Annotated in this window: 18 protein-coding genes; 7 read left to right on the top strand and 11 right to left on the bottom strand. The window is 48.0% G+C overall.

The genetic code is table 11. From position 1 onward, the window contains the following. Positions 1–250: 250 nt before the first annotated feature. Genes H8710_RS10565 through H8710_RS10575 form a run of 3 tightly spaced genes read right to left on the bottom strand, consistent with a single transcriptional unit; the run spans position 251 to position 3685 of the window. The gene (locus H8710_RS10565) at positions 251–2428 is read right to left on the bottom strand and encodes a hypothetical protein (RefSeq protein WP_249295488.1); all 2178 of its coding nucleotides are present in this window, start codon (positions 2426–2428) and stop codon (positions 251–253) included. Continuing rightward, entirely contained in the window at positions 2403–3305 is a 903-nt protein-coding gene (locus H8710_RS10570; RefSeq protein ID WP_249295489.1) for an ABC transporter ATP-binding protein, read from the bottom strand. The genes H8710_RS10565 and H8710_RS10570 overlap by 26 nt, the downstream gene beginning before the upstream one ends. Next, positions 3302–3685 carry a GntR family transcriptional regulator gene (locus H8710_RS10575; protein ID WP_249295490.1) on the bottom strand — a complete coding sequence of 128 codons (384 nt, stop codon included), beginning with the start codon at positions 3683–3685 and terminating at the stop codon, positions 3302–3304. Before H8710_RS10575 ends, H8710_RS10570 begins: the two co-directional genes overlap by 4 nt. A 397-nt stretch (positions 3686–4082) precedes the next feature. Between H8710_RS10575 and pyk the strand changes: the two genes are divergently transcribed. The 3 genes from pyk (at position 4083) to H8710_RS10590 (ending at position 7059) form a co-directional block, all read left to right on the top strand. Beyond that, positions 4083–5510: a pyruvate kinase gene (gene pyk / locus H8710_RS10580; RefSeq protein ID WP_249295491.1), complete on the top strand. Its 1428-nt coding sequence runs from the start codon at positions 4083–4085 to the stop codon at positions 5508–5510. 176 nt (positions 5511–5686) lie between these two features. Then, positions 5687–6847: a glycoside hydrolase family 27 protein gene (locus H8710_RS10585; protein WP_249295492.1), complete on the top strand. Its 1161-nt coding sequence runs from the start codon at positions 5687–5689 to the stop codon at positions 6845–6847. 14 nt (positions 6848–6861) lie between these two features. Further along, the gene (locus H8710_RS10590) at positions 6862–7059 is read left to right on the top strand and encodes a hypothetical protein (protein ID WP_249295493.1); all 198 of its coding nucleotides are present in this window, start codon (positions 6862–6864) and stop codon (positions 7057–7059) included. A 52-nt stretch (positions 7060–7111) separates the two neighbouring features. Here the strand turns inward: H8710_RS10590 and H8710_RS10595 are convergent, their stop codons facing one another. After that, entirely contained in the window at positions 7112–8485 is a 1374-nt protein-coding gene (locus H8710_RS10595; protein ID WP_249295494.1) for an MATE family efflux transporter, read from the bottom strand. A 214-nt stretch (positions 8486–8699) separates the two neighbouring features. On the opposite strand from H8710_RS10595, the gene H8710_RS10600 reads away from it, so the two are divergent. Both H8710_RS10600 and H8710_RS10605 read left to right on the top strand, forming a co-directional pair. Then, positions 8700–9275: a M23 family metallopeptidase gene (locus tag H8710_RS10600; RefSeq protein WP_249295495.1), complete on the top strand. Its 576-nt coding sequence runs from the start codon at positions 8700–8702 to the stop codon at positions 9273–9275. Between the two features lie 18 nt (positions 9276–9293). After that, positions 9294–9887: a site-2 protease family protein gene (locus tag H8710_RS10605; RefSeq protein WP_249295496.1), complete on the top strand. Its 594-nt coding sequence runs from the start codon at positions 9294–9296 to the stop codon at positions 9885–9887. A gap of 122 nt (positions 9888–10009) precedes the next feature. On the opposite strand, the gene H8710_RS10610 is transcribed toward H8710_RS10605, so the two are convergent. Next, positions 10010–10639, bottom strand: coding sequence for an NAD(P)-dependent oxidoreductase (locus tag H8710_RS10610; protein WP_249295497.1), 630 nt, complete (start codon positions 10637–10639; stop codon positions 10010–10012). Positions 10640–10784: 145 nt separating this feature from the next. Between H8710_RS10610 and H8710_RS10615 the strand changes: the two genes are divergently transcribed. Both H8710_RS10615 and H8710_RS10620 read left to right on the top strand, forming a co-directional pair. Beyond that, complete coding sequence (locus H8710_RS10615; RefSeq protein WP_249295498.1) at positions 10785–11108, top strand: winged helix-turn-helix transcriptional regulator; 324 nt, start codon at positions 10785–10787, stop codon at positions 11106–11108. A 184-nt stretch (positions 11109–11292) separates the two neighbouring features. Continuing rightward, positions 11293–11853, top strand: coding sequence for a hypothetical protein (locus H8710_RS10620; RefSeq protein ID WP_249295499.1), 561 nt, complete (start codon positions 11293–11295; stop codon positions 11851–11853). Positions 11854–11895: 42 nt separating this feature from the next. Here H8710_RS10620 and H8710_RS10625 read toward each other — a convergent pair whose 3' ends face one another. The 6 genes from H8710_RS10625 to purM all read right to left on the bottom strand — a co-directional run bounded on the left by H8710_RS10625 (position 11896) and on the right by purM (position 17827). Further along, on the bottom strand, positions 11896–12690 hold the full coding sequence (locus H8710_RS10625) for a NifB/NifX family molybdenum-iron cluster-binding protein (protein WP_346727109.1): 795 nt from the start codon (positions 12688–12690) through the stop codon (positions 11896–11898). 167 nt (positions 12691–12857) lie between these two features. Continuing rightward, positions 12858–14123, bottom strand: coding sequence for a phosphoribosylamine--glycine ligase (gene purD / locus H8710_RS10630; RefSeq protein ID WP_249295501.1), 1266 nt, complete (start codon positions 14121–14123; stop codon positions 12858–12860). Between the two features lie 26 nt (positions 14124–14149). Then, positions 14150–15325 carry a phosphoribosylaminoimidazolecarboxamide formyltransferase gene (locus H8710_RS10635; protein ID WP_249295502.1) on the bottom strand — a complete coding sequence of 392 codons (1176 nt, stop codon included), beginning with the start codon at positions 15323–15325 and terminating at the stop codon, positions 14150–14152. A 20-nt stretch (positions 15326–15345) separates the two neighbouring features. Further along, the gene (locus H8710_RS10640) at positions 15346–16047 is read right to left on the bottom strand and encodes an IMP cyclohydrolase (RefSeq protein ID WP_249295503.1); all 702 of its coding nucleotides are present in this window, start codon (positions 16045–16047) and stop codon (positions 15346–15348) included. Between the two features lie 13 nt (positions 16048–16060). Next, positions 16061–16687, bottom strand: coding sequence for a phosphoribosylglycinamide formyltransferase (purN, locus tag H8710_RS10645; protein ID WP_249295504.1), 627 nt, complete (start codon positions 16685–16687; stop codon positions 16061–16063). Positions 16688–16792: 105 nt separating this feature from the next. Then, complete coding sequence (purM, locus tag H8710_RS10650; RefSeq protein WP_249295505.1) at positions 16793–17827, bottom strand: phosphoribosylformylglycinamidine cyclo-ligase; 1035 nt, start codon at positions 17825–17827, stop codon at positions 16793–16795. Between the last annotated feature and the right edge of the window lie 198 nt (positions 17828–18025).

An 18025-nucleotide genomic window follows, 5' to 3' on the forward strand; every position in this document is an offset into this window, starting at 1 on the left:
ATGCTGTTTTTTTCCTGTTAAAAGTTTTTTTCTATCTGATATATCATCTGAACCTTCTGTTGGCAGAATCAGATAACGGTCAAAAAATTCAATTGACATCTTCTTCCATCGAAAGTTTTGTGTGGCCATTGCTGATTACCTGTGAAGATCATTATACCTGAATTTGCTATTGTGGGCAATAGTAATAAACGGAAGTCCTCTATACAATGTAAAAACGATGCAGCCGGATTTTGGGCTGCATCGTTTTCAGTTAATAAGCGATCTCAGTGTCGGCGGGGATAGTTCCAGGCTCGTAGTTAACGGGCTGGCCACTTTCAATAATGGCTTTCACCTGTTCTTCATATTGAGGATAGACCAGATAGTTGGTTCCGTTTAAGATAACAGCGTCGTGAGGCGTTTCGGAAATGTATACCGGAGCAATCATGGTCAGAAGCTCCTCCAGCCCCTGCTGGGTGAGTTCATGGAATTTTGGGGCATAAGCACGACCGGATTCTTCAATCGCGTATTTTTCCGGAATCCATTCACCAAACTGAGAACCAACACCCGTGCAGAAGAAGAGCCTTCCGGTTTTAGTGGGATAGCTCATCAGGGATTTTCGCTCCTCTTTGGAGATATAAGCGGCCACAGGAACCTCTTCGATGGACGGTTCCAGAAAATCATAGCCGTTTTTCTCCAGAAAGGCGAGAATATTGCTGTCGGTTGGGTAAACCGGAAGGGTAATTGCTCGATATGCCCGGCCATAACCGCCGTTCAGTTCTAAAAATCCCTTTGGGCTTTCTGCCGGTGTCAAATTTGAGGTGTTATCGCGGGCATCCAAATCGGAGCTGATTGCCTTAGCCAGTCGGACGGCCTGATCCGGTGATAACGTATAAGAAACGGCCCCCTGGTGCAAGCTGCTGTACAGGGCGACATTCTCACAGTCAGAATAATCCTCCTGTCGGAACCACTGAACAAACGCTTCTTGATAGGCTTTACTCTGGGCGATTTCGTAAAGAGGTTTTGTGAGGGCGAAGGGACAATTTTTGTATTCCCGGTACACCTTGAAGCCATTTTGCAGGACATAGACAATTTGCACCCGGCTGTTTCCGTAGTCAAAGGCGGGATAACTGCCATCGTCAAAGGAATATGGGGTGTATTTCACTAGATTTATCCCCACCGGCTGATTTTCACTGTCATATAGATAGTTGGAGGGAAAGCCTGTCTTAAGAGTGTCGATATTGGCGGTAACGCTTTTATGGAAGGCCAAGGCCGCTTCGATGCTTTCTCGGTCGTTGAGCTTTACGCCGTTGTCCAGAGCGGAAGTGCCTAGGGAGCCCGGCGCACTCCAGTAAAGGACGACGCTTTCAATCTGCTGTATTTGGGGAACGCGGGTCTCATAGCCAAAGGTGTGGGTCAGGTTGCTGGCAGCAAACACCGCGGTGACCAAAACGGCGGCGGTGCACCCTACTATAGCGGTTTGGGCAACTTTCCGGAATCCCCGGTTGCGGATGGTGTCCAGAATAAAGTAAACAGCGATTCCCAGGAGAATGCCGAAAATATATGAGGTAATTTTCTTGCTTCCCAGACTCAGGACGAAGCCAAGGCCCACGGTGATGGAAATTAAGAGGCTTCCAATGTAAAAAAGCGGAATATAGGCGAAGCTCTGTCCGGCGCTTTCACTTTTGCGCCTTTTGTAGAGGTAGGCGCCTAATATGGCGACGAAGGCGGCAATCCCCAGCAATACTGGCAGTTTCCACCAATTGTAATAATCCCAGTTGGGATAAAAATCCAGCAATTGGCGCACTGGGGAAAAGCTGTACAAAATATTCCCAATAAAGCTTGCAGAGTTGGAAGGATACCCGTAAGTATTAGAGGAAATAAAGGAGAGCACAGCGGACACAAACAGGGGATAGCCGATGTGGATAATGCCAAAATAAGTGATGCTTTCAAAAAGGGTGCCGCAGTTGACCATAATAAAAACCATGGTGCTGTAAAAACAGATGATCGAAGTCAGAATGACAGGATAGTCCACCTCCAGCGGCAGTTCATTGTTGACAGCGGTTTGGGCACCCAAGGTGACAATGCCAAATAAAACGTAAGGGATGAGCAATACGGCTAACCCGAATAGATAGTTTCCCCAAAAAAGGTTTTTTCGGCTAATTGGAAGGGAATGGAACACGTCTACCGCCTGCCGGTTGTTGATGTACTGAAATAGAATAAGCGGTAAAGCGACGCTCATCCCCAGCGCCAGCAGGTGAAACAGCACTTCGGTGGGAATGAATATATTGGTGCTGTGGGGATTCGAGAGAAAAGACAGGAAAAAGGAAAAGGGCATCACCAAAAACATGGTTATAGTGTAGAGAATCCAGATGCTTTTATACCGGTGCAGGCAATGGGCGAACACGCTGCCCAGCCGGTCGCTTTTAACGGAAGATAACATTGGCGTCATACCCTTTCACCTCCATTTCGTACAAAAATACTTCTTCCAGCGTCAGCGGAAGTGCCTCCAGGGCCAGCGGCTCCAACAAATCGAGCCTTTCTTCAATTTCTGGAAGGCTTCCCTTGGCAATCAGGGTCAAAAATCGGCCGGTAGCCTGATAAGACATGAGAGAAACGGTCCGCGCCAGCTGTTCTTCTGAGATGTCAGCAGAGAATACCACCTGTATTTTGTGGACTTCCCCTTTCAGGTCGTCCAGCTGCTTGCTATAGAGCAAGTCTCCTTTATGAAGAATTCCGACAGTGTCGCAGATTTCGTCCAGCTCCCGCAGGTTGTGAGAGGAGATAATAGCGGTCATCTGCCGCTCGGCCATGGCGTCGGACAGGACTTTTCGCACCACCTGTCGTTTCACCGGGTCCAAGCCGTCAAAGCATTCGTCTAGGAGTAGATAATCAGGCATAGTGGACAATCCCAGTAAAAAAGCGCTCTGCCTTTTCATACCTTTAGAGTAGGTGGCGATTTTTTTGTCGGCTGGAAGGTGAAATAGTTCACAGAGCTCTTTATAGAGGGCGACATTGAACTTGGGGTAAAACCGGCAGTAAAAATCCGCCATGTTGTGGAGAGTGTATTGCCCGATAAAATAGGGTTCGTCGGACACCAGAAAGACCCGCTGCTTCCTCTCCGGGTTTTCAAAAATTTTTTCGCTTTCCACCGAGACACTGCCGCTGTCTGGGCTGTAAACGCCGGCAATCAGCCGCAATAGGGTAGATTTACCGGCCCCGTTGGACCCCACTAATCCATAAATCGAGCCCTTCTGGATTTCCATATCGATTCGGTCTAGTGCCTTGACATTGCCAAACCGTTTTTCTACTTGGTTTATTTGAATCATGTTGCCTCACCTGTCCTTCCTTCCGTATATAGGTCGTCAATGACTTGATACAGCTCAGCCTGCGGAATGCCAAACTGCTTTGCCTTTCCTGCAAGCCTTTGAAAATCGGCCAGAACCTCCTGCTTTACCGACTGGACCGAAAAAATATCGTCGGTGACAAAACTGCCTTTTCCAGAAACAGAATAAATAATTTTATCATTTTCCAGTTCCTGATAGGCCTTGGAGACAGTGTTGGGGTTAATTCCCAGTTCCCGGGCCAGCACGCGAACCGAGGGAAGCTGCTCGTCAGGTTTCAAAACGCCCATGCAGGCCAGTTTTACAACCTGTTCTTTTAGCTGCAAATAAATAGCCTCGCCGCTTTTTAAATTGATTTGAAACATGCCCTCACCTCAAAAAAATAGAAAACGCCGCAGAGCAAACGGAAAAAATCTTCTGCACATTGGCGTTTTCAAAAAATGCCTTTCGGCAAAGCAGTACAGATGCGTATGAACTGTACTAGTTTGATTAATACAGTATAAGTATATGGAAAACGATGTAAAAAATCAATTGTGATTTTCTACAAAAAATAATTAAAAGTGCTGTGAGTAATAACGGGAGATGAAGAATCCTTATAACTTTACAGACTTTTGACACAATAAGCATAGACTTTTCAAAATCCGCAAGATATAATAAACTGGGAAAAATTTGGGGAACATCTAAAGAGACCCCAATTTCATAAAAAACGCCGCGGCAGACCGGCTGCAAAATTAGTCTGTGTGAAGAAAGGATGGTCTGTATATGAGAAAAACAAAAATTATCTGCACCCTGGGCCCCGCTTGCGACAGCGAGGAAATGATCGAAAAGCTGATGTTGGCAGGCATGAACGTGGCCCGTTTCAATTTTTCCCATCAATCCCATCCCGAACACAAGGAGCGTTACGAGCGGGTGGATCGTGTCAGACGGAAGTTAAACCTTCCCGTAGCTACTTTACTGGATACCCGGGGGCCTGAGATTCGCCTGCGCCTCATTGAAAACGGAAAAACAGAGCTTCAGGAGGGCCAGGATTTTACTCTCACCACTGAGGACATTCTTGGAAATAATGAGCGGGTGTCTGTTACCTTTGGAAAACTTCCTCAGGACGTTAGCGAAGGCACCCATATTCTTATCGACGACGGCCTCATTGATATGGTTGTCACCGCAGTGGAGGGGACGGAAATCCGCTGTAAGGTGTTAAACGGCGGTACAATCTCCAACCGAAAAGGCGTCAATGTTCCCGATACCCGGCTGTCCATGCCCTTTATCAGCGAGCAGGATCGGGCCGATTTGCTTTTCGGCATTGAGACGGGGTTTGACTTCGTGGCGGCGTCTTTTACAAGAACTGCCGACGACATCCGGGAGATGCGGAAAATTCTTGACGATAACGGCGGCTCCCACATGAAAATTATCGCTAAGATTGAAAACTCCGAAGGTGTGTCCAATGTGGGAGAAATCATCCAAGTTGCGGATGGCATCATGGTAGCTCGCGGCGATATGGGAGTAGAAATTTCCTATGAAAATATTCCCGCCATTCAGAAAAAATTGATTAAATGCGCCTATAATGCGGGAAAACAGGTTATTACCGCCACCCAGATGCTGGATTCCATGATGAAAAACCCCCGCCCAACGCGCGCCGAGATTACTGACGTGGCAAATGCCGTGTACGACGGCACCAGTGCTATTATGCTTTCCGGTGAAACTGCGGCTGGTCTTTACCCTATAGAGTCCCTAAAAACCATGGTGGTCATCGCCGAGCGGACGGAAGCTGACATCGACTACGAAAACCGTTTTCGAACCCGTCCTGCCCAGAGGGATCCTGATGTCACCGATGCGATTTCCCACGCCACTGTCACTACCGCGCTGGATTTGGATGCCAACTGCATTATCACGGTCACTGTAAACGGCCGCACCGCCCGTCAAATTTCCAAATATCGTCCAAAATGCGACGTCATTGCCTGCTCCCCCCGGGAATATGCTGTGCGCCAGCTAAATTTGGTTTGGGGAGTTACCCCCGTCTTGGTGGAAGAGAAAAAAACCACCGATGAGCTGTTCGCCCACGCTTATGAAAAGGTTATGGAGCATGGCCTGGTCCAGAAGGGTGAGCTGGTGGTGACCACTGCAGGTATCCCCCTTGGCATCTCGGGAAATACTAACCTGCTCCGTGTTGATACCATAGGAGAACAAATCTGATTTTTTACAAAAAGCCATGACTGAATGAAAGGTCATGGCTTTTTTGTCCTTAAATGTATTTTTTTACCATTTCTATGCTATTTTTTCTCTTTTCCAAATAGGGTATTGACATTCGGTTCGTTCTCCCTATAATGAAAGCAAAGCATTGATTAAAGAGAGTGAAAGGGGCAATGAATATGTTGGCGAAAACACCGCCTATGGGTTGGAATTCCTGGAATACTTTTGGAACAAATATCAACGAACAGCTGATTATCGAAACGGCAGACGTTATGGCAAACGAAGGCTTTTTGGAGGCCGGATACGAATATCTTGTCATCGATGACTGCTGGTCACTGCGGGAGCGGGATGAAAACGGCCTGCTGGTTGCCGATCCGGAAAAATTTCCCCATGGTATGAAATATGTGGCCGATTATGTACATAGCAAAGGCCTTAAATTTGGTATGTATTCCTGCGCCGGTATTTGGACTTGTGCAGGTTATCCGTCCAGTTTTGACCACGAGTATCTCGATGCCCAGACCTTTGCAGACTGGGGCGTGGATTTTCTGAAATACGATTTCTGCAACTTCCCCGCAACTGCTGATTGTAAGCACCGATATCATCGGATGAGCATGGCTTTGAAAGCAACTGGAAGAGATATCCTGTTTTCTGCCTGCAATTGGGGCGTGGAAGAGCCTTGGAAATGGATGAAATCTATCGGCGCTCATATGTATCGTTCTACTGGAGATATCCGCGATAACTATGAATCTTTCAAAGAGATTGCGCTGAGCCAGCTTGACAATCTGCCCTATTCCAGTTCCGGCAGTTTCAATGACCCCGACATGCTCGTCGTTGGCATGTACGGCAAGGGAAATGTCGGTTTTGGCGGCTGCACCGACGAGGAGTACCAGACCCATTTCGCCCTTTGGTGCATGTTTGGCGTGCCGCTGATGATGGGCGGAGACATGCGCGATATGAGCGAGGCTTCCCGCAAGCTCCTGCTCAACAAAGACCTTATTGCCATCAATCAGGACGAGGAATGCCGGGCACCGGTAGTGATTCGGCAGACGGGAGACCCCTTTATCCAAAACAATTGCGTACTATTCCGACATTTGTCGAACGGCGAGTTTGCTTTGGCTTTCTTCAATTTTAACGAGGAAAGTGAGTATGCTGTTGAAACGTATGGTTTTTCATTTGATGATATTGGCATCCCCTTTGAATGCGGCTATGGCCTGGAACTGACCGATGTTTTCACTGGGGAAAATATGGGTGTGAAGCGGGAGGCTTTCATTCCACCGGTAAAGGCCCACAGCTGTAAAGTATATCGTGGCAAATTGGTCAAAGTGGATGAAAAGGCCTGAGAAGGTGAATTGATTTGAATGCCTGTTGTAGAAGCTGCTGCCGTAAACTGACTTTAGACGAAATTGCCGTTTATAAACGGATGGTAAACCGAGGTGCAACCGACTTTTTGTGCATTACCTGTTTCGCTAAAGCCTACCATGTGTCGGAAGAGTTGATCCGAGAAAAAATTGACCATTTTCGCGCCATGGGATGCACGCTTTTTTCTGCATAACAAGACCGCCAGCCTTCAGGGCTGGCGGTTTTTGTGTCCCATGGGACGATTTTTATTCGTGATGAACCAAGCTTTTCCGTTTCCAACGTCCGGTTGCGAAATAAATGCCGGAAACAAGGCTTCCCAACGCCCAGCCGAAACCGTAGGATAGAAACAGATAATTCTTCCCCCAGTGCTCAGCAATGAAATAGGCGATGGGTACCCGAGCAAACCACAGGGCGACAAAGGAGGAGATCATGGGAATAATGGTTTCTCCTGTTCCACGCAGGGTACTGTTGAACATAAAGACAATGGCGAGCAGGAAGTAAAACGGCAGCACACAATGAAGATAGGAAACGCCAGCCTCAATAACCTCCGGGCTTTTGCTGAACATCTGCATTAAAAATCCGCTCAAGGGATACAAAACAGCGCCGACGAGAAGGCTGCACCCAACTGAGAGCACTGTTCCCGCCCGGATTCCCTGGTACACCCGGGAATGGTTGCCGGCGCCGACGTTTTGCCCGGTGTAGGTCGTCATCGCTGTGGTAAAGCTTTGAATGGGCATAAAGGCAAAGGTGTCGATTTTATTTGCGCCGTTAAAGCCTGCCATAAAATTGAAGCCATAGCTATTGACCAGAGACTGCATCACCATAATACCCACCGAAAACAGCGCCTGCTGGATACCGGAGGGAATCCCCAATTTGATGGCCTGTGCGAAAAGTTTTTTATCAAAAAAGAATTTGTGCAGCTGAATGTGGATAAAGTCGTAGTGCTTGTTGATAAACCGGATACCGAAAATCCAAGACGAAATTTGGGCGATAATGGTCGCCAGTGCCACACCCGCTACGCCCATGCGCAGAGGGATAGCGAAAAGCAGATCTAAGACGATATTGATGACGGTGGCTACTGCTAAAAAGAGCAAGGAAGTCTTGCTGTCCCCCAACCCCTGTAAAATACCGGCGTTGATATTGTACCCAAGGGTGCCGATCATGCCGATAAAAATGATAATCATATAAGTGTGGGCCATGCCGAGAGTGCCGTCATCCGGAACTTTGATGAGCTGCAGAAGAGGCTTGCTGGCCAAAATGCCGATGAGGGATAGCGGGAGTATGCCCACGATCATCGCGGTATAAATGGTCCCAACCGTTTCGTTGACCCGCTTTAGGTCTTTTGCTCCATAGAATTGGGAGATCATGACGGTAGCGCCGACGCCGATACCCATAAAAAGGGAGCTCATCATAAAAATAATAGGGAATCCGGTTCCAACAGCGGCCAGGGCCTTGTCTCCAATGACGTTTCCCACGACGATGCTGTCCACCATGTTGTAAAGTTGCTGCAGTACATTTCCAAATAGTAAAGGCAAGGAAAACAGCAGAATCAGCCTATAAGGGTTTCCTTGAGTCATATCTGTCATATTGACTCGGTGTCCGGATCGTCGTTTTTCCACGTCTTTTCTCTCCAATCTTCCTTTTCATGCGTTCATGTGGGTTGTTTCACACTTCTATAAAGATATTATATCACCTATTCTACATGTTTGATATTCAATAAGTTGCACAAACTGTGCTGGGAATGTCCTTTAGTTTTCTATACCGTCTTCTAAAAACAACCCTGTTCTCATAGGATGATAACGGAGACAATCTGTACAGAAAGAAGGACGTGCAATGATGAAACGCATGCTGAACAGCCTTTTGTGCCTATTTTTTGCGCTGCTCCTATGCGGTGCGGAATCGGTACCTGAGGTCTGCTTTGAAAATATGCCGCCTCCGTCAAGCGCCTCATTTGCCCCCATATGTACCACCATTCCTTTTGCCCTGCCCCTCAGGGAGGCTCGCCTTACATCTCCATTTGGGTACCGGTACCATCCCATCAGCGGACAATTGGACTTCCATTATGGCCTCGATTTGGCAGCGCCAGAGAAAACACCTATTTACGCTGTTGTGGCAGGTGTGGTCCGGATAGCCGATACCCATGAAAGTTATGGAAATTATCTCCTGATAGATCACTACAATGGCTTCTCTACGTTATATGCTCATTGCAGTAAATTGCTTGTTGAGGAAGGCGATTTGGTAACACGCGGAGAAAAAATTGCCCTAGTGGGTCAGACTGGGGAAGCGACCGGCAACCACCTGCATTTTGAAATCCGATTAAACGGTATTCGATACGACCCTTTGTGGATATTGGGGGACGGTGAAAGAGTCACGCTGATTCCAGAACCGGAACAATCGGGACAATCCTAAAAGAAAGGGACATCAGTTATGCTGTCTTTTCAGATGGGAAAGGTCAAAGTTTATATTTGGTTTTCCTTTTTTGCTGTTATTTGCCTATTTCTCGCCATTGGCCAAAATCCATGGGGCTTGTGGTGCATCAGCGCCAGTATTCTGCACGAACTGGGCCATTTGGCCGCATTTTTATATAAAGGATATCCGCCGCTGGAACTGCATTTTGAATATAGTGGTATCCGTTTAATCCCCCAAAAGCAAATTTATCCGATGCGGCAGGAAATTTTTTTTCTCGCAAGTGGATGTGCCGTCAATCTTTTTTGTTTTCTTACATTGTGGTTATTAAAGCTGCCAGTTCCCGCATTTTTTCACTTAGTGTTGGGCGTGTTTAATCTATTTCCTCTTAAGGGGCTTGACGGGGGACAGATTCTCAAACTGCTGCTGGAGCGATTGCTTGGAGCGGGACCAGGGGAAACGGTCAGTGCTGTTATATCCTGGATTGCAGATATTTTGCTCGTTTCAGGTGGCTTGATTCTGTTTCGGCAGACCGGTAATTTTACCCTTTTGCTGACAGTTTTTTATTTTTTCTTTTTGGGGTTTTCAACAAAAGAAAAAAATTTTGCAGGATAATCTCCCACAATTTAATGTAAACAACCTTTCAAACTGCTGTCGAGTTGGCAAATAGACAAAATAAAAGGGAAATACTCCAGTGGAGTAATTTCCCTTTTGGCATTTATTTGTAAACACTGTATTTATGCTTTTACAACGCTGATTCTTTGGTGGATGTGATTGCCATTTACAGCTTCATCAATCATTGCGATAGCATAATCTGCATAGCTGATCACGCTTTCTCCTTCGTCATTTAACGTTAATTCTTCACCGCAGAGAATATATTTTCCTGTACGCTCTCCTTCTGCTTGGAAATCGCAGGCTGGGCTAATATAAGTCCATTTTACGTCATTCCTGGTGCGAAGTATTTTAAGCGCTTCGTCGTGAGCCTTTGCCAAAGGTTTAAAATCTTCCGGGAAATCTTTCCCATCAGCTACGCAGTGTGTGTGGCTTCCATCAACATATAAACTTCCTGCGCCCCCCACAATGAGCAGTCGAGTATTAGTGTTGGAAAGTAGATCGCATAATTTCGCAGCAGCTTTTGGAATACCGTCAATAGTTTCTGGCGTCCATGCCCCAAAAGCGTCAACCACACAAGAAAATCCTTTCAAATCAGAAGCGGTTAAATCAAATACATCTTTAAAAATTACTTTTTTAGCGACTGATTGATTTGTGCTGCGTACAACGGCCGTTACGTCTAGTCCCCTTTTAGCTGCCTCTTCCGCAACTAGTTTCCCGACTCTTCCATTTGCACAAATTACTGCTATTTTCATCTTTGATTCCTCCAGTTTATTATTACCAGGCTTGCTTTTTTCTACCTGCAACAATATAATATCTATAAAAGTAACTATTGTAAAGTAAGCACTTTTTTGTATTGTAGTTACCTATTAGATACTATTGGAAAAGGAAAGCTGAAAAATGAATAAGGAATTGCCTGTTTGTCCTGTACAAACTACTCTTATGTTGATTAGTGACCGTTGGAAAGTCTTAATACTCAGGGATTTATTAGAGGGCACAAAACGCTTTGGAGAATTGAAAAAATCCATTGACGGTATATCTCCCAAAGTATTAACTGCCAATCTGCGCACCATGGAAGAAAGTGGGCTGCTTATGAGAAGGGTCTATCCTGAAGTTCCGCCAAAAGTTGAATACACTTTAACGGAAATAGGATATAGCTTAAAACCTGTATTAGAAGCCATGAAAAATTGGGGGACAAATTATCAAAGAAAATTTGATTTATAGGTGAAATTATTACATCTTGGTAAAAAATTACCACCTTCTATTGGATTTCAAAGGAACTATGTTATAATAAACTTAAAGATTCCTTTTGGATTATGTATAAGTACTTGTGACAAAAATAAGTTTCTGCTTTATTCCTTTGCAGCTAGTATTGCCGACAAAGCTTGAAAGAAAGGACTGAAAAACGATGAATAAGAAATTGAGTTTTATTCTTGCAGCATTGATGCTAACGACTTTGATGTTTTCTTCCTGTAACAAAAGCAATCCTCCACCTGAGCCTAGTTCAAGCGACTCGTCTATTTCAGAACCGTCAGAAAGTTCGGAGGAACCATCGGTGTCCTCTTCTGCGCCGACAGTGCAGATTTATGACCCGGAAACCCAAACGGTTTCCCAGGTGCCAGTAGAAGAAGGAGAAAGCAACGCAAAGGTGACAGATGAGCAACTTGTCAACATTCTGAACGATAAATTTGCCTTTAAGGCCGGAGACAACGAATTCAAAATTATCATCAACTCCATTAAAGAGAACGGTAGTGGCCTGTATGTGGATTTTGCGGGAAATTCCATTCCTGCAGTTTCAATGGGTTCTTCGGAAGAGGAAGCCTGCCTCATTTCTATTGCGGAAACCCTTCTCAAAAATCATCCGTCTTGCACCGAGATTTATTATACCGTCGACGGAGGCGCTTATATGTCCGGCCATATAGAACTGGATCCCGATGAACCGTTTCGCTATGATTCCAAACTCTCTTAAATAAAAAAGCACCTGGATTCTTCCAGGTGCTTTTTTATTTTCTCAATGGCAATGCCCGTTACAGTGATGTTCTTCCCCACAGTGGTGCTCCTCACCGGATTCCCCGTGATGATGGTCGCAGGTGGCTTCATTGTTAAAAAACAGCGTGCCGTTTAAGTATGCGTTAACGGCATTGTCTACCGTCCCGCTTACTCCGGCAGCCAATTGAATACCGGATTCTTGAAGGGCCACCCGGGCTCCCGCTCCGATTCCGCCGCAGATGAGCAGGTCCACATGGTTTTGCGCCAATAGTACTGCCAAAGCAGAATGTCCGCTCTCCCCGGCATTCAGCACCTGCTTGCTAAGAATTTTCTGTTCTTCCACATCAAAAAGGGTAAACTCTTTACATTTTCCAAAGTGCTGAAAGACGTTTCCATTTTCGGTTGTGACTGCGATTTTCATAATTTTTTCTCCTTTTTCCAAATGCTGTATCGAGAAAACACGCTTTGTATCCACGAGGCATCTTGGACAGCAGCCTGCTGTCCGGTTGCAGACAGAGTAGCATCCGCCGCCGATATGCAGCGTCCCGCCGTTTACCAGCGCCTCTGCCAATTTTTTGCGGGCGGAGGCGTAAATCCGCTGAACGGTGGGGCGCGCTACATCCATCTGCCGAGCGCACTCCTCTTGGGTGAGGTTTTCCAAATCCATGAGCCGGATAGCTTCGTATTCCTCTACCGTCATCTGAATCACGAAAGAGTTTGAACCGTCCAGCGCGCCAAAACGACAGGATTTTGGGAGGGCGCATACCCTTCTGCATTTTTGCGGCCGCGGCATCACCTTTTCCCCCTTGTACAGCATGATATAATGAACATATGCTCATTATATACCCAAAAAAGATTATTGTCAAATTGCAATCATTGCTACTCCCTTGTTTTAGTTGCCTGTACCAAAGTTTGTCGCGACAAGGTAAAAACCGTTGTTTTTTAACGCAAAAAAGCGGAAACCAGGATGGTTTCCGCTTTTACCTATCTGATTTTTCCGATGTCTTTGCGGTAATGAGCGTGTTTGAAATGAATTTTAGAAACCGCCTCATAGCTTTTTTTCAAAGCGTCCTCTCGGTCTTTCCCGATAGCGGTGACGCCCAGAACGCGACCTCCCGCGGTGAGGAATTTTCCGTTTTCTGCTTTTGTCCCCGCATGGAAAACGGTGACGCCGGGCGCCTGGCCTTTTTCGTCGAGGCCTTCAATTTCGTAGCCGGTCTGATACTTCTGAGGGTATCCGCCGGAAGCCATGACCACGCAGGCGGCGCTGTCCTTCGAAAATTTCACCTGAACTTCGGACAACCGCTCATTGCGCACTGCCTCGAAAATAGTGAGCAAATCGGACTCAAGCAACGGCAGGACAACCTGAGTCTCCGGGTCGCCGAAGCGGCAGTTATACTCAATGACTTTGGTGCCGTTTTTGGTAATCATCAGGCCGAAGAACAAGCAGCCTTTAAAGGGGCGGCCCTCTTTGTTCATCGCCTCGATAGTGGGGACAAAGATTTTCTCCATGCACTCTTTGGCTACTGCATCGGTGTAATAGGGATTGGGGGCAATGGTGCCCATGCCGCCTGTGTTGAGGCCTTCGTCGTTGTCCAGTGCCCGCTTGTGGTCCTTAGCGGATACCATGGGGACGATGGTGTGAGAGTCAGTAAAGGCCAGCACCGAGACCTCGGGGCCTTCTAAGAACTCTTCGATGACGATGTGATTCCCCGACGCGCCGAAAATTTTGTCCCCCATGATGGAGTGGACGGCGTCGATGGCCTCCTTCTCGTTCTGTGCGATGATGACGCCTTTCCCCAACGCCAGACCGTCGGCCTTGATGACGGTGGGATAGATATTTTCCGCTTTGATGTAGGAGACGGCGGCTTCCTCACTGTCAAAAGTCTCGTATTTGGCGGTGGGAATGCCGTATTTTTTCATCAAATCTTTGCTGAACACCTTGCTGCCTTCCAGAATGGCGGCTTTTTTATCGGGGCCAAAAGCAGGGATACCCGCAGCCTCCAGCGCGTCCACCATGCCGAGAACCAGCGGATCGTCAGGGGCTACCACAGCAAAGTCTATTTTATTTTCGACGGCAAAGCGAACCATGTTGTCAATATCGGTGGCCTTGATGTCGACGGGGGTACAGCAGACGCTCATCCCGCCGTTTCCGGGAGCAACGAAGATTTCATCTACACGGGGGCTTTGAAGCAGTTTGGTGACCAGGGCGTGTTCCCTGCCGCCGGAGCCAACAACCAGTAATTTCATAACCAGATTCCTTTCTCAGGGAGATATTAGTGATGGAACAGACGAATGCCGGTAAATGCCATGGCGATGCCGTATTTGTCGCAGATTTCGATGACGTTGTCGTCCCGAATGGAACCGCCTGGCTGGGCGATATACTGGACGCCGCTGCGGTGGGCGCGCTCGATATTGTCGCCGAAGGGGAAGAATGCGTCGGAACCCAAAGCCACGCCCTGCATGGTGTCAAGCCACTCCCGTTTTTCTTCCCGGGTCAGGGGTTCTGGCTTTACAGTGAAGAAATTCTCCCAAATGCCGTCGGCCAAAACGTCCATATAGTCGTCGGAAATGTAGACATCGATGGTGTTGTCCCGGTCGGCCCGACGGATGCCCTCTTTGAAGGGAAGGCTCATAGTTTTGGGATGCTGTCTTAAGAACCAGAAGTCCGCTTTGTTGCCTGCCAAACGGGTGCAGTGAACGCGGGACTGCTGGCCGGCTCCAATGCCGATGGCCTGGCCGTCCTTGACATAGCAGACCGAGTTTGACTGAGTGTATTTCAGAGTGATGAGGGAGATGATGAGGTCCCGCTTAGCGTCCTCCGGGAAATCCTTGCAGGCGGTGGGGATGTTTTCAAAAAGGCTTCCGTCGATTTTCAGCTCGTTTCTCCCCTGCTCAAAGGTAACTCCGAACACATCTTTATGCTCGATGGGGGCGGGGACATAGTTTGCATCGATTTTGACCACGTTGTAGCCGCCTTTGCGCTTGCTTTTGAGGATTTCCAACGCCTCGTCGGTGTAGTCGGGGGCGATGACGCCGTCGGATACTTCCCGGGCGATGAGTTTTGCCGTGGAAGCGTCGCAGGTGTCGGAAAGCGCAATCCAGTCGCCATAGGAGGACATCCGATCAGCGCCTCGGGCTCTCGCGTAGGCACAGGCCATGGGGGAAAGCTCCATATCGTCCACAAAGTAGATTTTTTTGAGGGTGTCGGAAAGGGGCAGGGCCAAAGCGGCGCCTGCGGGGGAAACATGCTTAAAGGAAGCGGCGGCGGGGATGCCGGTGGCCTCTTTCAGCTCTTTGACCAGCTGCCAGCTGTTGAAAGCGTCCAAAAAGTTGATATAGCCGGGCTTGCCGTTTAAGACTTCAATGGGAAGCTCCCGATCGTCCTTCATAAAGATTTTCGACGGCTTTTGATTGGGGTTGCAGCCGTATTTCAGTTCCAGTTCTTTCACGAAACATCCATCCTTTCCGATTATTTTACGTTTTTATTGATAATGCGGGTCTCGGTTTTGCCGGTCTTCAAATTGATGAACCGGGTAAACAGGGACACCTTGTTTTCCTCATTGAGGTTCTCCCACAGCATTTTGGTAAAGCACTCGATACAGCCCTCAATCTTCACTTGCTTGGGCTCGCCGACGAAGGAGGGAATGGGGTCACCGTCGTGCTCATAGGTGTGGATAAAATGAGCCTGTCCCGCTTTTGGGTTTTGGTATTCGTAAAAATAGCGGTGGGCGGAGTCAGGGTCTCCCTCGTTGCTCTTGAGGATGGACAGGCGATAATCGCCGTTTTTCTCCACCAGGCCGGAGATGCGGGGGGTGAAATTGGGACCGTCCGGCTCAAAAGTGCGGGTGCGAAGGGCGTCGGCAAAGGTTTTTCCGTCCTTCAAATAATCATAGATGGTGTCAGTCTGGTCGCCGTTGGTGACGATGGTCTGGTCGCCCAGAACCCGAACCGGCCAGTAAATGATAAGGCTTGGGTCGGAAAGTTTCGCCGGATCAAAGGCTTCGGTGCGGATTCCGCCCTGTTCTTCGACGAAAATCCGGTTGCGGCTGTTTTCGCTTCTTCCCATAATGAAATAGCCGATGACGGCGTGTTCCCCACCAGAACTTCTGCCCAGCACGATGCCGCGGCCGGGATAGCTGTTTTGCTGTAAATCCTTTACCATGTCGATCATCAAAAATCGCTCCTCACTTTAAAATTTTCGTTTTATTGCCTTCCACTACAATGCGATCCTCGCAGAACAGAGAGACCGCTTTCGGCAAAAGCTTCCACTCTACCTGCTCCATGACCCGTTTCTGCAAAGTTTCTGGGGTGTCGTCGTCTAAAACATCGATAGCCCCCTGCAAAATAATCGGGCCGCCGTCGCAGATTTCGTTGGCAAAGTGGACGGTAGCTCCCGCCAGCTTGACCCCTTTTTCGAGAGCCGCCTCGTGAACCTTCAGCCCGTAGTAGCCCGGCCCGCAAAAGGAGGGAATCAGGGCGGGATGGACGTTCATAATCTGATTGGGGTAGGCGCTCGACACCGTCTCATCCAGAATTATCATGAAACCGGCGTAGACGATGAGATCCGCCTTTTCCTCATTCAACGCTTTGAGAATCTCCCGGCTGTAGTCGCCCCGGTCGGGGTACTCTTTTTTGGGGATCACTCGGGTGGCAATGCCGTTTTCTTTGGCTCTCGTCAGCGCGTAGGCTTCGAAGTTAGACGCAATGACGCAGGTAATTTTGCCGTTTTTGATTTCGCCGCGCTTCTCTGCGTCGATAAGTGCCTGCAAATTGGTTCCGCCGCCGGAAACCAGTACGACGATATTTTTCATTTTTGCTCCCTGCTGGACGAAATATCCGCCCGGCTTTCCTTTTCTGAAAATACTTTTAGTATAAACGGAAAAGGCAATAACAAAAATGCCATTGCCTTTTCCTACTTATTCGAGGATAACGCCTTCTTCACCCTCTACCAGTTCGCCGAGGATATAAGCGTCCTCACCGGCAGCTTTCAAGGTGCTGAGAGCCAGATCGGCATCTTCTTTGGCGACACAAGCTATCATCCCCACACCCATGTTGAAGGTGTTGAACATATCCCGTTCGGGAATGTTGCCGGTGCGGGCAATCAAATCAAAAATCGGGAGAACTTTTACATCGGCGCGTTTGATTTTGGCCGAAAGCCCTTTCTTGAGGGAACGGGGGATATTCTCGTAAAAGCCGCCGCCGGTAATGTGGGCCACCGATTTGACGGTGACTTTCTCAAACAGGGACAGCATGGGTTTTACATAAATTTTGGTGGGGGTCAGGAGGGTTTCGCCCAGGGTAGCGCCCAAAGAATCCACGTATGTAGAAAGATCTGCTTTTTCGATGTTAAACACCTTGCGCACCAGCGAAAAACCGTTGGAATGAACACCGGAGGAGGGCAGAGCGATGAGCACATCCCCTGCTTTTTGGGTGCTGTTATCGAGAATTTTATCCTTGTCGACAACGCCGACGCTGAACCCAGCCAAATCGTATTCGTCCACCGGGTAGAAGCCGGGCATTTCAGCCGTTTCACCGCCCACCAGAGCACAGCCGGACTGAACGCAGCCTTCTGCAACGCCGCTGACGATTTGCGCCACCTTTTCCGGTACGTTTTTGCCCACGGCCACGTAGTCCAGGAAAAAGAGGGGTTTGGCGCCGCAGCAAATAATGTCGTTGACGCACATGGCGACGCAGTCGATGCCGACGGTGTCGTGCTTCTCCTGCAAGAAGGCCAATTTCAATTTAGTGCCTACTCCGTCGGTGCCGGAAACCAAAACCGGCTTTGGAATACCGGTTAAATCCAGCTCGAAGAGGCCGCCGAAGCCGCCGAGGCCAGTCAAAACAGAATCGGTCATTGTTCTGGCCACGTGGGCTTTCATCAGTTCTACCGCTTTATATCCGGCGGTTACGTCGACGCCGGCCTTTTTATAGCTTTCACTAAAACTTTTCACAAACTACCATGCCTTTCTCCCGATTGGGGTTACAGATTGTGTTTAATAATGAAAAGCATAAACAAAGCTTTTCTTTTATCCTTTTCGAAAACCGCAATTTCCCGGATAGTGGGCGGCTCGATGTTATATTTTAAACAGACTCCGGGATGTGGAAATCTCCGGGATAGATTTGCTGTTCCGGAGATTTTTCCAATGTTT

It is taken from the genome of Fumia xinanensis (genome assembly GCF_014384905.1).
GTDB lineage: Bacteria > Bacillota > Clostridia > Oscillospirales > Ruminococcaceae > Fumia > Fumia xinanensis.